This is a genomic window from Streptomyces sp. NBC_00102 (genome assembly GCF_026343115.1).
Lineage (GTDB): Bacteria > Actinomycetota > Actinomycetes > Streptomycetales > Streptomycetaceae > Streptomyces.
The window spans coordinates 5,042,280-5,055,571 of the sequence record NZ_JAPEMC010000001.1 but is presented as its reverse complement, the minus strand read 5'-3'; the positions used below and the strand labels follow the sequence as shown (position 1 = coordinate 5,055,571).

The window sequence follows — 13,292 nt, the reverse complement described above, 5'->3', positions numbered from 1 at the left end:
CCCGCCCCGAAAGCACCACCCCCGAAAGCGCCGGGGAGACAGGTCCGCCCCCTGTCTCCCCGGTCTTTCGTCGTTCCGGGGCACGGGAGCGGGCGCAGCGGAGTACGGCACGGGAACGGGGCGCCGTGGGGTACGGCACGGGAGCGGGCGCCGTGAAGTACGCACACGGATACGGGCGGGCAGGGGACGCGAGGCACCCCCGGACACCCGTACGGGGACGAGGGCGGGGACGGGGACGGGGCCGCCGTACCGTGCGGAGTCCGTCGCGCACCCGCGGACCGCACCCCGGACACGGAGAAGGCCGGGGAGGCATCACCCGGCCGTGCCCGGGACGGGTCCCGGGGTCGTACGTCTGTGGCTGCGGCCCCACCGTGGGGCACACGGCCCCGGGCGGCGTACCGGCTACGCCACGTTCACCCGCTGGCCGGGCGGCGCCGCCTCCAGCCAGGCGAGGAATCCCGTCAGCGCGTCCTCGCTCATCGCCAGCTCCAGGCGGATCCCCCGCAGGAGACAGCCGAGCACGACGGAGTCGGAGAGCAGCGCGAGCTCCTCCTCGCCCTCGGGGAGCCTGCGGTCGACCACCTCGATGGCACCGCGCTCCAGGGCACGACGTGGACGCGGGGAGTAGGAGAACACCCGGAACCAGTCGACACGGTCGCCGCTGTAGCGGGCGACTCCGTAGACCCAGCCTTTGCCGGTGGGGTCGGGTTCCGTGGAGATGTCCCAGCGCAGACTGCAGTCGAAGGTCCCGCCCGAGCGCTGGATGAGCCGCCGGCGCAGACCGAAGACGAAGAGTCCCACCAGGATCAGGACGAGGACGATTCCGCCCACCCACAACGCGAGGACCATCTCCACCGACCTCCTCGCATCGTCGAGTAACCAGAAAACGAACCGCACCCGCATCGCCTCAGCCGCGACACGGTCTGGATGATTCCAGCTCGGGCCGCGGCTGAGTAAAAACCTCTGCCGTCAGGAGCGCTGACGCCCCTTCCGGGTCACACTGCCGGTCACGGCACTAGTGCGCCGACACCGCTCGCAGTCGTACGTCCGCGCGCCGCTCGGCGGCGGCGTCCGTGTCCGACTTCGCTCGCTCCAACGCGCGCTCGGCGCGCTGGACGTCGATCTCGTCGGCAAGCTCGGCGATCTCGGCCAGCAGCGACAGCTTGTCGTCCGCGAACGAGATGAATCCACCGTGCACGGCGGCGACGACGGTGCCGCCGTCGCTCGTGCGGATGGTCACCGGGCCCGATTCCAGCACACCCAGAAGCGGCTGGTGACCGGGCATGACGCCGATGTCGCCGGACGTGGTGCGCGCGACGACCAGGGTGGCCTCGCCGGACCAGACACTGCGGTCCGCGGCGACCAGCTCGACATGCAGCTCAGCAGCCAAGGGTGGCTCCTCGGGTCACCACCCGGCAGCAGCTGCCGGGTGTTGGGTCAATTCTACGGGGCGTGGTGAGGGGGGCGGGACACACCCACCCCCCTCGGTGAGCCGGAGGCTCAGGAGACGCCGAGCTCCTTGGCGTTGGCCTTGAGGTCCTCAATGCCACCGCACATGAAGAACGCCTGCTCGGGGAAGTGGTCGTACTCCCCGTCACAGATGGAGTTGAACGCCGCGATCGACTCGTCGAGCGGAACGTCCGAACCGTCCAGGCCGGTGAACTGCTTGGCGGCGTGGGTGTTCTGCGACAGGAAGCGCTCGACGCGACGGGCACGGTGGACGACGAGCTTGTCCTCTTCGCCCAGCTCGTCGATACCGAGGATCGCGATGATGTCCTGGAGGTCCTTGTACTTCTGCAGGATCCCCTTGACGCGGCTGGCCGTGTCGTAGTGGTCCTGCGCGATGTAACGCGGGTCCAGGATGCGGGACGTGGAGTCCAGCGGGTCCACGGCCGGGTAGATGCCCTTCTCGGAGATCGGACGGGAGAGAACCGTCGTCGCGTCGAGGTGGGCGAACGTGGTGGCCGGGGCCGGGTCGGTCAGGTCGTCCGCGGGGACGTAGATCGCCTGCATCGAGGTGATCGAGTGACCACGCGTCGAGGTGATGCGCTCCTGGAGCACACCCATCTCGTCGGCCAGGGTCGGCTGGTAACCCACTGCGGACGGCATGCGGCCGAGCAGCGTGGAGACCTCGGAACCGGCCTGCGTGAAGCGGAAGATGTTGTCGATGAAGAGCAGCACGTCCTGCTTCTGCACATCGCGGAAGTACTCCGCCATGGTCAGGGCGGACAGCGCGACCCGCAGACGGGTGCCCGGCGGCTCGTCCATCTGGCCGAAGACCAGCGCGGTCTTGTCCAGGACGCCCGAGTCGGTCATCTCGTCGATGAGGTCGTTGCCCTCACGGGTGCGCTCGCCGACACCGGCGAACACCGACACACCGTCGTGCAGCTTCGCCACACGCATGATCATTTCCTGGATGAGGACCGTCTTGCCGACGCCCGCACCACCGAACAGACCGATCTTGCCGCCCTTGACGTACGGGGTCAGCAGGTCGACGACCTTCAGGCCGGTCTCGAACATCTCGGTCTTGGACTCGAGCTGGTCGAAGGCCGGGGCCTTGCGGTGGATCGGCCAGCGCTCGGTGATCTGCGCCTCGGCCTCCGGCTCGTTCAGGATCTGACCGAGGGTGTTGAAGACCTTGCCCTTGGTGATGTCGCCGACGGGAACGGTGATGCCCGCGCCCGTGTCGGTCACCGGGGCCTGGCGGACCAGACCGTCGGTCGGCTGCATCGAGATCGCGCGGACCACGCCGTCACCCAGGTGCTGGGCGACTTCGAGGGTCAGCGTCTTGCGCGCGCCGGCCTCGGCCGGGTCGTCGACCTCGACGTGCAGCGCGTTGTAGATGTCCGGCATCGCGTCGACGGGGAACTCCACGTCGACGACCGGGCCGATCACCCGGGCGACGCGGCCCGTGGCAACGGCCGTCTCAACTGTGGTCGTCATTACTTGTCACTCCCCGCGGTCGCGTCGGCCAGCGCACTGGCACCACCGACGATCTCGCTGATTTCCTGGGTGATTTCGGCCTGGCGGGCCGCGTTGGCAAGCCGGGAGAGGCTCTTGATGAGATCCCCGGCGTTGTCGGTCGCCGACTTCATCGCGCGGCGGCGGGCAGCGTGCTCGGAAGCAGCGGCCTGCAGCAGCGCGTTGTAGATGCGGCTCTCGACGTAGCGCGGCAGAAGGGCGTCGAGGACGTCCTCAGCCGACGGCTCGAAGTCGAACAGGGGAAGGATCTCCCCCTTCGTGCCGTTCTCTTCCGCGACCTGGTCGAGGGAGAGCGGCAGCATCCGGCCTTCGATGGCGTTCTGCGTCATCATCGACACGAATTCCGTGAAGACGATGTGCAGTTCGTCGACACCGCCCTCGGCCGAGTCCTTGGTGATGGCCTCGATGAGGGGGGCGGCGACCGCCTTGGCGTCCGCGTACGACGGGTTGTCGGTGAAGCCCGTCCAGGACTCCGCGACCGTCCGCTCACGGAAGCCGTAGTACGCGACACCCTTGCGGCCGACGATGTAGGTGTCGACCTCCTTGCCCTCCGCGCCAAGACGCTCCCGGAGGCGCTCCGCCGCCTTGATGGCGTTGGAGGAGTAGCCGCCGGCCAGACCGCGGTCGCTCGTGAGGAGCAGGACCGCGGCCCGGGCCGGAGCCTCGGCCTCGGTGGTGAGCGGGTGCTTGGTGGTGGAGCCGGTCGCCACCGCGGTCACCGCGCGGGTGAGCTCGGTGGCGTACGGCAGCGACGCCGCCACCTTGCGCTGCGCCTTGACGATGCGCGAGGCGGCGATCATCTCCATCGCCTTGGTGATCTTCTTGGTCGCGGTGACGGCTTGGATGCGGCGCTTGTAAACGCGAAGCTGAGCGCCCATCGATCAGCCCTCGCCCAGAAGCTTGCCGTCCGAGGTCTCGAACTGCTGCTTGAACGCGGCAATGGCGTCAGCGATCGACTGCAGCGTGTCGTCCGACATCTTGCCGCCCTCGACGATGCTGGTCAGGAGGTCCTTGCGCTCGCGGCGCAGGTAGTCCAGCAGCTCGCTCTCGAAGCGACGGATGTCCTCGACCGGGACGTCGTCCATCTTGCCGGTGGTGCCGGCCCAGACGGAGACGACCTGCTCCTCGACGGGGTACGGGGCGTACTGCGGCTGCTTCAGCAGCTCGACCATGCGCTTACCGCGCTCCAGCGACGCCTTGGAGGCCGCGTCCAGGTCGGAACCGAAGGCGGCGAACGCCTCCAGCTCGCGGTACTGGGCGAGGTCCACGCGCAGTCGGCCGGAAACCTGCTTCATGGCCTTGTGCTGGGCGGAGCCACCGACTCGGGAGACCGAGATACCGACGTTGAGCGCCGGACGCTGACCCGCGTTGAACAGGTCGGACTCCAGGAAGCACTGGCCGTCGGTGATGGAGATGACGTTGGTCGGGATGAACGCCGACACGTCGTTCGCCTTGGTCTCGACGATCGGCAGACCGGTCATCGAACCGGCACCCATCTCGTCGGAGAGCTTGGCGCAGCGCTCCAGCAGACGCGAGTGCAAGTAGAAGACGTCGCCCGGGTAGGCCTCGCGGCCCGGCGGACGGCGCAGCAGAAGCGACACGGCGCGGTAGGCGTCGGCCTGCTTCGAAAGGTCGTCGAAGACGATCAGGACGTGCTTGCCCTGGTACATCCAGTGCTGACCGATGGCCGAACCGGTGTACGGCGCCAGGTACTTGAAGCCGGCCGGGTCGGACGCCGGGGCGGCGACGATGGTCGTGTACTCCAGCGCGCCGGCCTCTTCGAGGGCACCGCGCACCGAGGCGATGGTGGAGCCCTTCTGACCGATGGCGACGTAGATGCAGCGCACCTGCTTGTTCACGTCGCCCGAGCGCCAGTTGTCGCGCTGGTTGATGATCGTGTCGACGGCCAGAGCGGTCTTACCCGTCTGACGGTCGCCGATGATCAGCTGACGCTGGCCGCGGCCGATCGGCACCATCGCGTCGACGGCCTTGTAGCCGGTCTGCATGGGCTCGTGGACCGACTTGCGGACCATGACGCCCGGGGCCTGCAGCTCGAGGGCGCGTCGGCCTTCGGTCGCGATCTCGCCGAGACCGTCGATCGGGTTGCCGAGCGGGTCGACGACGCGGCCGAGGTAGCCCTCGCCGACGCCGACGGAGAGCACCTCACCGGTGCGCTGCACCGGCTGGCCCTCCTCGATTCCGCTGAACTCGCCGAGGACGATCGCACCGATCTCGCGCTCTTCGAGGTTGAGGGCGAGACCGAGGGTGCCGTCCTCGAACTTCAGCAGCTCGTTCGCCATGGCGGAGGGCAGGCCCTCCACCTTCGCGATGCCGTCGCCGGCAACGCTGACCGTACCGACCTCCTCGCGCGAGGCCGCGTCCGGCTGGTACGACTGGACAAAGTTCTCCAGTGCGTCCCGGATCTCCTCCGGCCGGATCGTGAGCTCCGCCATCTGGGTTCCCTGCTCTCCTTGTTGGGCCCGAAGTTTCTTAAGGGGGTCTGGGGGCCGACCCCCAGGAATCTTCTGCAGTTTCTGCACGGCCCAACCGGGCCGCAGGTGTTGCTCGTTCAGTTAAAGCGAAGGCTGGCGTCAGCCGGCCATGCGACGGGTCGCCTCGTCGAGGCGGTCCGCGATGGTGCCGTTGATGACCTCGTCACCGACGCGCACCGAAACTCCGCCGAGGACCTCGGGGTCCACGTCCAGGTTCAGGTGCATCTGCCGGCCGTAGATCTTCGCCAGCGCCGCGCCGAGGCGCTGCTTCTGCACGTCGGTGAGCGGCACCGCGGAGGTGACGATCGCGACCGTGCGGTCCCGGCGGTCCGCGGCGAGCTTGGACAGGGATTCGAGTCCCGCCTCCAGGCTACGTCCACGGGGCTGGGTGACCAGGCGCGTCACGAGACGCTCGGTGACCGGCCGGCTCTTGCCGCCCAGGAGGCTGCGCAGCAGCGCGCCCTTGGCGGCGCTGGTCGCCGTCCGGCTGGTGAGCGCGGAACGCAGCGCCGTGTCGGAGGAGACGATCCGGCCGAACCGGAACAGCTCGTCCTCGACGTCGTCGAGCGCGCCCGACCGCTGGGCCGCGGTCAGGTCGGCGATGCTCGCCAGTTCCTCGACCGAGTCCACCAGGTCACGCGACTGCGACCAGCGGGAACGGACCATGCCGGAGACCAGGTCCACGGCTTCGCCGCTCACCTGACCGCCGAGCAGCCGTGCCGCCAGCTCCGCCTTCGCCTGGCCGCTCTGCGACGGGTCGGTGAGAACCCGGCGCAGGGAGACCTCACGCTGCAGCAGCGCGGTGACCGAGGCCAGCTCGTCGGCGAGCTTCGACGCGTCGACCGACGTGCTGTCGGTCAGCGCGTCGAGACGCTCACGTGCGGCAGCCAGTGCCTCGCGGCTCGCGCTGTTCATCGGACGGCCTCGGCCTTCGCCTCGAGCTCGTCGAGGAACCGGTCGACGGTGCCGCTCTGCCGGGCGTGGTCCTCGAGGGACTCGCCGACGAGCTTGCCGGCCAGGTCGGTGGCGAGCTTGCCCACGTCCTGGCGGAGCGCGGCGGACGCCGCCTTGCGGTCGGCCTCGATCTGGGCGTGACCGGCAGCGATGATTTCCTCGCGCTGCCGCTGTCCTTCCGCCTTCATCTCCTGGATGATGACGGCACCCTGCTCCTGCGCCTCCTGGCGCAGTCGAGCGGCCTCGTGACGCGCTTCGGCGAGCTGAGCCTTGTACTGCTCAAGAACGCTCTGCGCCTCGGTCTGGGCCGCATCGGCCTTCTCGATACCGCCTTCGATGGCCTCACGACGCTCGTCCAGAACCTTGTTGATGTTCGGGAGGAGCTTCTTGGCGAGGAAGCCGAAGACGATGACGAAGGCGATGAGGCCGATGACGAGCTCGGGAATCGGCGGGATGAGGGGGTTTTCCGCCTCAGCCGCGACCGTAAGCAGCTGGCTCATATCAGTGCCTTTCGTCGGTATGGACTAGTCGCGGTTCGTCTAGTAGACGAACGGCATGACCAGACCGATGAGGGCGAGCGCCTCACAGAAGGCGAAGCCGAGGATCTGGTTGGCGCGGATCAGACCGGCAGCCTCGGGCTGACGGGCGAGAGCCTGGGTGCCGTTACCGAAGATGATGCCGACGCCGACGCCGGGGCCGATGGCAGCAAGGCCGTAACCGACGGAGCCGAGGTCACCAGTGACGGCAGCAAGGGTCTGGGACATGCCAGTTCTTCCTTCTCTTAACGGACCGGTGGGGGTTGGCCACCGGACGAATATGGTCGATCGAGGGGGCTCGGATCAGTGGTGCTTGGCGAGCGCGCCCTGGATGAAGGTGCAGGTCAGCAGGACGAAGACGTATGCCTGCACGGCCTGGATGAAGAGCTCGAAGGCGGTCATCACGATGACCATCACGAACGAGACGCCGGCGTAGGCGATCCCGATGCCGTTGAGCAGGTACCAGCTGGCGATCGTGAAGAGCAGCAGCAGCGTGTGGCCCGCGAACATGTTCGCGAAGAGTCGCACGGCGTGCGTGAACGGACGCACCAGCAGGTTGGAGAAGAGCTCGATGAAGGCGGCGAGGTAGGCCACCGGACCGAGGGACTTGTCGAAGCCGGTGAAGTTCTTGAAGGCTCCGACGAACCCGTGCTTCTTGAAGGTCAGACCGACCCACAGCACGTAGACGATCGCGGCGAGTACCGCGGGGTACGCGATGATCGACGTGACCGGGAACTGGGCGACCGGGATGATCGACCAGAGGTTCATCATCCACACGAAGAAGAACAGCGAGACGACGAGCGGGACGTACTTCTCGCCCTCGCGCTTGCCGATGGTCTCGTGCACGACACCGCGGCGGATGAAGTCGTAGCCCATCTCGGCGACGGACTGCACCTTGCCGGGGACGATCTTGGGCTTGTTGAACGCGGCCCAGAAGAAACCGACGATGATGACCGAGCCAAGCAGGGCCAGCAGCATCGGCTTGTTGAAGTACAGGTTGCTGTCCGCGTCGCCCCAGAGGGGTTCGAACAGGAACGAGTGCAGGCCGGGTGCCGGGAAACCACAACCGTCAAAGATGTGGCAATCGGTCTCGAAGGCGAGCACCTGTGTCGGGTCAGCACTCACCGCGGGCTCCTTCAGCGTGGCGCATAGGTACGGCAACCTCGTTGTGTCGGCGCGGCGCGCAGCCGCGGTTCGGCACTGGACTGGTGTTTCGGATGTGAGAGCGGCAGTCAGGCATGTGAGCCTCGCGATCGGGCAGGCGTCAGCTCACATGCCCGCGCCCGCAGTGCCGCAGTTGGAACCGGACGATAGCAGGGTCCGGAACGGGCGTTTATTCCGCCCCTACCCTTCACGTCGGGGAGCCGGTCTTTTCGGGCTTTTCAGCCTTGCTGGACTCGGGTTCGACGTAGAGGATCTTGGCCTTCATGTGCGCCCGTGCCTGAGCACCGATCCATACGAGGGTGAGCGCGACCAGCGAGATCGCGAACGCCTTCGGGTTGAACATGGTCGTGTTCTTGAACGCGGCGACGAAGATGAACACCAGCAGAAGCTGCGCGGTGTACAGCATCAACCCCATGGCCTGGAACAGGTGCGGGAGAGACCGGGCGGTCCGCTGCAGGACGACGAGCCCGATCCCCATGAAGAGGATCACGACCAGCGTCCCGACGAGCGCACCGAGGGCTCCCTTGCCACCGGCGACTCCCGCACCGATGGCTACGGCGACTGCGCCGGCGGCAGCGGTGGGCAGGGCGGTGTGGAGGAGGGTCCGGGCGTCGTTGGTCGGCATGGCGGCAGCTCCGCTTGCTTGGGGTGGGCAAAAGGTGTCGTCATGGACGAGCGTAGGCCCGGTCCGAGTCGATGCCTGAGGCCAATGGACCGACGTACTGGGGTCCTTCGGCTCTGTCACCGGGTCTCGTGAACGGTATCACAAACTATTTGATGAGGTCTTTACCTCAAACGTGTGCCAACTGTCACACGTGAGGACTACTTGCCTGCGTGGCGCCGGGACAGCCTGACGACTTGTCTGATAGAGGCGACAACGTCCGAAAGGTCAGCGCGAAGAATTGGCTCTGCGCCGATCGGAGAAGCGCGAACGAGTGCCGATCGCAGTCGCTCCGTTGACGCCGGAGACTCCCACCGCGACCGGCGGGCGGTCGGCATCCTCGTCCGCGAGGTGCGAACCGTGCGCCTCGGGGGCGGTCGCCCCGTCCTCGGGGAGCGCCGCCACGGCCGCTCCGGAAGCCGTCTCGGAGAGCGCCTCGGAGAGCTCCGGCCGGCGGCGGCGCCGGTAGCGGGGCGGCACCAGGGAGTTGGCCCAGCGCGGGGCGCGCGGGGTGAAGCGCGGCAGCAGGAGCAGCACCAGGCCGACGGCGCTCAGGAAGACGATCGCGAGCACGATCCACATCGAGGCCGAGTGCACCGAGTACCCGACCGCGCCGAACGCGATCAGCGCCGACCAGAAGTACATGATCAGCACGGACCTGCTGTGCGAGTGGCCGATCTCCAGCAGCCGGTGGTGCAGGTGGCCGCGGTCGGCGGCGAACGGTGACTGCCCGTTCCAGGTACGCCGCACGATCGCGAGCACCAGGTCGGCGGCGGGGATCGCGATGATCGTCAGCGGCAGCAGCAGCGGAATGAAGACCGGCAGCATCGCGTGGGTGGCCTGCCGCTCGCTTCCCTCGAAGAGCTTCATCGCGTCCGGGTCGACCTGTCCGGTCACCGAGATCGCACCGGCGGCGAGCACCAGTCCGATGAGCATCGAGCCGGAGTCCCCCATGAAGATCCGGGCCGGGTGCATGTTGTGCGGCAGGAAGCCCAGGCACATGCCCATGAGGATCGCGGCGAAGAGGGTGGCGGGGGCGGCGGCCTCGATGCCGTACCCGTACCAGAGGCGGTAGGTGTACAGGAAGAACGCGGCGGCGGCGATGCAGACCATGCCGGCCGCGAGGCCGTCCAGGCCGTCGACGAAGTTCACCGCGTTGATCGTGATGACCACCAGGGCGACCGTGAGCAGGGTGCCCTGCCAGGGGGTGAGCGCCACCGTCCCGACGCCGGGGATCGGCAGCCAGAGGATCGTCAGACCCTGGATGACCATGACGGCCGCGGCGATCATCTGGCCGCCGAGCTTGATCAGGGCGTCGATCTCGAACTTGTCGTCCAGGACGCCGATCAGCCAGATCAGCGCCGCCCCGGAGAGCAGCGCCCTCGGCTCGTTGGAGAGCTCGAAGACCCCGCCGAGGTTGAACAGGTGCGAGGCGACGATCAGTCCCGCGCACAGTCCGCCGAACATGGCGATGCCGCCGAGCCGCGGTGTCGGTTCGCGGTGCACGTCGCGCGCGCGGATCGCGGGCATGGCCCCGATCGCGATGGCGAACTTCCGCACCGGTCCGGTCAGCAGATAGGTCACTGCGGCCGCGACACACAGCGTCAGCAGGTAATCACGCACGGGCTGCCCCACAGATTTCGCCGGCCATCTCAGCCCCACACCCTAGCCCCAAGAGTGAGGACACCTGGGCACGGGTGACGGTTCCACAGGTTCCGCCTACCCGTTGCGGAGCGGATACCGCTCGGTGAATCCCCGCACTTCGGCACGGATACGATCATGATCGGCACCGTCCCGGACCCCGTCGGCGAGCAGGACGGCGATCTTGGCCATGTCCGCCTCGTCCATGCCCCGGGTGGTGACCGCGGCCGTGCCCAGCCGGATGCCCCGCCCCTGACCGTCCGCGAGGGCCGCGGAGCCGGCGTGCGGCAGCGGGCAGGAGTCCAGCACCACGCCGGCCGCGGCGAGGCGGTCGCGGGCGGTACGTCCGCCGACGCCCAGCGGCGACGGGTCGGCCAGCACCATGTGGGTGTCGGTGCCGCCGGTCGCCACGTCGAACCCCTCGGCCTCCAGCGCGGCGGCGAGCACCCGGGCGTTGGCGACGACCCGGTGCGCGTACATCGCGAACGCGGGCGTCGCCGCCTCGCCGAACGCGACGGCCTTCGCGGCGATGGTGTTCATCTGCGCCCCGCCCTGGGTGAACGGGAAGACCGCCCGGTCGATCCGTCCGGCCAGTTCCTCCCGGCAGAGCAGCATCCCGCCGCGCGGCCCGCGCAGCACCTTGTGCGTGGTCGAGCAGACCACGTCCGCGTAGGGAACCGGGTTCGGCGCCGCTCCCCCGGCGATCAGCCCCATCGGGTGGGCCGCGTCGACGATCAGGCGGGCGCCCACCTCGTCGGCGATCTCGCGGAAGAGCGCGTAGTCGGGGTGGCGGGGGTAGGAGATCGAGCCGCAGACGATGGCCTTGGGCCGGCGGGCGCGGGCGAGGGCGCGCACCCGGTCGTAGTCGATCAGCCCGGTGCCCGGGTCGACGCCGTACCCGGTGAAGTCGAACCAGCGCCCGGAGAAGTTGCCCGGCGACCCGTGCGTGAGGTGGCCGCCGGAGGCCAGGCCCATGGCGAGTACGGCGTCGCCGGGGCGCAGCAGCGCGGCGTAGGCGGCGAGTACGGCGGAGGAGCCGGAGTGCGGCTGGACGTTGGCGTGTTCGGCACCGAAGAGGGCGGTGGCGCGGGCGGCCGCGATGCGCTCGGCGGCGTCGGCCTGTTCGCAGCCGCCGTGGTGACGGGCGCCGGGGTAACCCTCGGCGTACTTGTGGGCGAGCGGCGAGGAGAGCGCGGCCAGCACGGCGGGCGAGGCGAAGTTCTCGGCGGCGATCAGCTGGAGCGAGCCGGCCTGTCTGCGGGCCTCCTCCCGCAGCACTTCGGCGATCTCCGGGTCGGTCCGGAGCAGCGGGCCGGGGTCTTGCGGCCCGGCGGCGTGCGGAAGGGGTGCTGTGGGGGTGCTGACCGGCATCTGACGGCTCCGGGCCTGAGGAGTGCTGGTGGGGTGGCGTCGGATCCAATGTAGGCCGGTACTCGCCCGTACGCCCGCCGCGAAAGGGCAGGTGGGGCCGGTCGGCGCAAGAGCTGTCACCGCTCGCGCGGGGGCGCCGGCCGGGGCGCGGCTCAGTGGTGCGCGGGTACGCCGGTGAGCGCGGTGACGACCGGGTCGAGCGCCTGGTTGATCTCGTCCCCGATCGAGCGGAAGAAGGTGATCGGGGCGCCGTAGGGGTCGTACACCTCGTCGGCGTCCGCGGTCGGGGCCAGCAGCCAGCCGCGGAGCGCGGCGGCGGCGCGGACCAGCGCGCGGGCACGCTCGACCACGCCCTCGTCGTGGGCGTCCGGCAGGGTGGCCGGGTCTATGGCCCGCACGAGCCGGGTGAACTCCTTCAGGGTGAAGGTGCGCAGTCCGGCGGAGTGGCCCATGGAGATGACCTGCGCGCGGTGGTCGCGGGTCGCGGTGAGCACCAGGTCGGCACGGATCACGTGTTCGTCGAGGAGCTCGCGGCCGACGAAGCCGGTGGCGTCGGCGCCGAAGTCGGCGAGGACGATCTCGGCGTTCGCCTCCATGGGGGCGCCTTCGTGCCCCCAGGTGCCGGCGCTCTCCACGATGAGGCCGCCCTGGAGCGGATCGCCGAGGCGGTCCACCAGGGCATGGCGGGTCAGCCGCTCGGTGATGGGCGAGCGGCAGACGTTGCCGGTGCTGACGTGGAGAATGCGGAAGTGGTCGGTCTGCCCCGCTATGCCACGCCCCTCAGGGGCGGTCAATTGGCCACCTCGAGGTCGGGTACCACCTTGCGCAGTTCCTCGACGGACAGGGCGCCGGCGCGCAGCAGGACCGGGACCTTGCCGGTGACGTCGACGATGGAGGACGGGACGTTGCCCGGGGTGGGTCCGCCGTCGAGGTAGACGGAGACGGAGTCCCCGAGCATCTCCTGGGCGGCGTCGCAGGTCTCCGGCGACGGGTGGCCGGTCAGGTTGGCGCTGGAGACGCCCATCGGGCCGACCTCGTTGAGCAGCTCGATGGCGACCGGGTGCAGCGGCATCCGGACGGCGACGGTGCCGCGGGTGTCGCCGAGGTCCCACTGGAGCGACGGCTGGTGCTTGGCGACGAGGGTGAGGGCGCCGGGCCAGAAGGCGTCGACGAGTTCCCACGCCTGCTCGGAGAAGTCGGTGACCAGGCCGTGCAGCGTGTTCGGGGAGCCGATGAGGACCGGGGTGGGCATGTTGCGCCCGCGGCCCTTGGCGTCCAGCAGGTCCGCGACGGCCTCCGAGGAGAAGGCGTCCGCACCGATCCCGTACACGGTGTCGGTGGGCAGCACGACCAGTTCGCCACGACGTACCGCCGAGGCGGCTTCACGCAGCCCGGTCGTACGGTCGGTCGCGTCGTTGCAGTCGTATCGCCGTGCCATCAGCCGGCCTCCTCGAGCGTGTACGGGTAGGGCTTGTACGGGGGGTGGTGCGG

The 13,292-nt window shown here is 69.1% G+C and carries 14 protein-coding genes; all 14 read right to left on the bottom strand.

Annotated features, from left to right (window positions below):
* Nucleotides 1–402 precede the first annotated feature (402 nt).
* On the bottom strand, nt 403–849 hold the full coding sequence (locus OHA55_RS22720; protein WP_266711071.1) for a DUF2550 domain-containing protein: 447 nt from the start codon (nt 847–849) through the stop codon (nt 403–405).
* Nucleotides 850–1,015: 166 nt separating this feature from the next.
* Nucleotides 1,016–1,390, bottom strand: a complete 375-nt coding sequence (locus OHA55_RS22715) for a F0F1 ATP synthase subunit epsilon (RefSeq protein WP_266709153.1) — start codon at nt 1,388–1,390, stop codon at nt 1,016–1,018.
* A gap of 110 nt (nt 1,391–1,500) precedes the next feature.
* Nucleotides 1,501–2,943, bottom strand: coding sequence for a F0F1 ATP synthase subunit beta (gene atpD / locus OHA55_RS22710; protein WP_266709151.1), 1,443 nt, complete (start codon nt 2,941–2,943; stop codon nt 1,501–1,503).
* The gene (locus tag OHA55_RS22705) at nt 2,943–3,860 is read right to left on the bottom strand and encodes a F0F1 ATP synthase subunit gamma (RefSeq protein WP_266709149.1); all 918 of its coding nucleotides are present in this window, start codon (nt 3,858–3,860) and stop codon (nt 2,943–2,945) included. The genes atpD and OHA55_RS22705 overlap by 1 nt, the downstream gene beginning before the upstream one ends.
* Nucleotides 3,861–3,863: 3 nt before the next feature.
* A complete protein-coding gene (atpA, locus tag OHA55_RS22700) occupies nt 3,864–5,435 on the bottom strand; it encodes a F0F1 ATP synthase subunit alpha (RefSeq protein ID WP_266709147.1) in 1,572 nt (523 codons plus the stop codon).
* Between the two features lie 138 nt (nt 5,436–5,573).
* Nucleotides 5,574–6,389 (bottom strand): F0F1 ATP synthase subunit delta, encoded by an 816-nt coding sequence (locus tag OHA55_RS22695; protein ID WP_266709144.1) that lies wholly within the window; start codon nt 6,387–6,389, stop codon nt 5,574–5,576.
* Nucleotides 6,386–6,928: a F0F1 ATP synthase subunit B gene (locus OHA55_RS22690; protein ID WP_266709142.1), complete on the bottom strand. Its 543-nt coding sequence runs from the start codon at nt 6,926–6,928 to the stop codon at nt 6,386–6,388. The genes OHA55_RS22695 and OHA55_RS22690 overlap by 4 nt, the downstream gene beginning before the upstream one ends.
* Before the next feature lie 39 nt (nt 6,929–6,967).
* Nucleotides 6,968–7,192 (bottom strand): ATP synthase F0 subunit C, encoded by a 225-nt coding sequence (atpE, locus tag OHA55_RS22685; RefSeq protein WP_018521144.1) that lies wholly within the window; start codon nt 7,190–7,192, stop codon nt 6,968–6,970.
* A gap of 75 nt (nt 7,193–7,267) precedes the next feature.
* Nucleotides 7,268–8,104, bottom strand: a complete 837-nt coding sequence (gene atpB / locus OHA55_RS22680; RefSeq protein ID WP_266711069.1) for a F0F1 ATP synthase subunit A — start codon at nt 8,102–8,104, stop codon at nt 7,268–7,270.
* A 211-nt stretch (nt 8,105–8,315) separates the two neighbouring features.
* Nucleotides 8,316–8,753, bottom strand: a complete 438-nt coding sequence (locus OHA55_RS22675) for a hypothetical protein (protein ID WP_266709140.1) — start codon at nt 8,751–8,753, stop codon at nt 8,316–8,318.
* Nucleotides 8,754–9,017: 264 nt separating this feature from the next.
* Entirely contained in the window at nt 9,018–10,412 is a 1,395-nt protein-coding gene (locus OHA55_RS22670) for an MraY family glycosyltransferase (protein WP_266709138.1), read from the bottom strand.
* 96 nt (nt 10,413–10,508) lie between these two features.
* Nucleotides 10,509–11,801, bottom strand: coding sequence for a serine hydroxymethyltransferase (gene glyA / locus OHA55_RS22665; RefSeq protein WP_266709136.1), 1,293 nt, complete (start codon nt 11,799–11,801; stop codon nt 10,509–10,511).
* A 152-nt stretch (nt 11,802–11,953) separates the two neighbouring features.
* Complete coding sequence (locus OHA55_RS22660; RefSeq protein ID WP_266709134.1) at nt 11,954–12,595, bottom strand: protein-tyrosine-phosphatase; 642 nt, start codon at nt 12,593–12,595, stop codon at nt 11,954–11,956.
* Nucleotides 12,592–13,239, bottom strand: a complete 648-nt coding sequence (locus tag OHA55_RS22655) for an L-threonylcarbamoyladenylate synthase (RefSeq protein WP_266709132.1) — start codon at nt 13,237–13,239, stop codon at nt 12,592–12,594. The genes OHA55_RS22660 and OHA55_RS22655 overlap by 4 nt, the downstream gene beginning before the upstream one ends.
* Between the last annotated feature and the right edge of the window lie 53 nt (nt 13,240–13,292).

What these genes read in the sequence shown, in the direction of transcription:
- OHA55_RS22720 (WP_266711071.1), bottom strand. Translation starts at nt 849, where the DNA reads ATGGTCCTCGCGTTGTGGGTGGGCGGAATCGTCCTCGTCCTGATCCTG.
- atpD (WP_266709151.1), bottom strand. Translation starts at nt 2,943, where the DNA reads ATGACGACCACAGTTGAGACGGCCGTTGCCACGGGCCGCGTCGCCCGG.
- OHA55_RS22705 (WP_266709149.1), bottom strand. Translation starts at nt 3,860, where the DNA reads ATGGGCGCTCAGCTTCGCGTTTACAAGCGCCGCATCCAAGCCGTCACC.
- atpA (WP_266709147.1), bottom strand. Translation starts at nt 5,435, where the DNA reads ATGGCGGAGCTCACGATCCGGCCGGAGGAGATCCGGGACGCACTGGAG.
- OHA55_RS22695 (WP_266709144.1), bottom strand. Translation starts at nt 6,389, where the DNA reads ATGAACAGCGCGAGCCGCGAGGCACTGGCTGCCGCACGTGAGCGTCTC.
- OHA55_RS22690 (WP_266709142.1), bottom strand. Translation starts at nt 6,928, where the DNA reads ATGAGCCAGCTGCTTACGGTCGCGGCTGAGGCGGAAAACCCCCTCATC.
- atpE (WP_018521144.1), bottom strand. Translation starts at nt 7,192, where the DNA reads ATGTCCCAGACCCTTGCTGCCGTCACTGGTGACCTCGGCTCCGTCGGT.
- OHA55_RS22675 (WP_266709140.1), bottom strand. Translation starts at nt 8,753, where the DNA reads ATGCCGACCAACGACGCCCGGACCCTCCTCCACACCGCCCTGCCCACC.
- glyA (WP_266709136.1), bottom strand. Translation starts at nt 11,801, where the DNA reads ATGCCGGTCAGCACCCCCACAGCACCCCTTCCGCACGCCGCCGGGCCG.
- OHA55_RS22655 (WP_266709132.1), bottom strand. Translation starts at nt 13,239, where the DNA reads ATGGCACGGCGATACGACTGCAACGACGCGACCGACCGTACGACCGGG.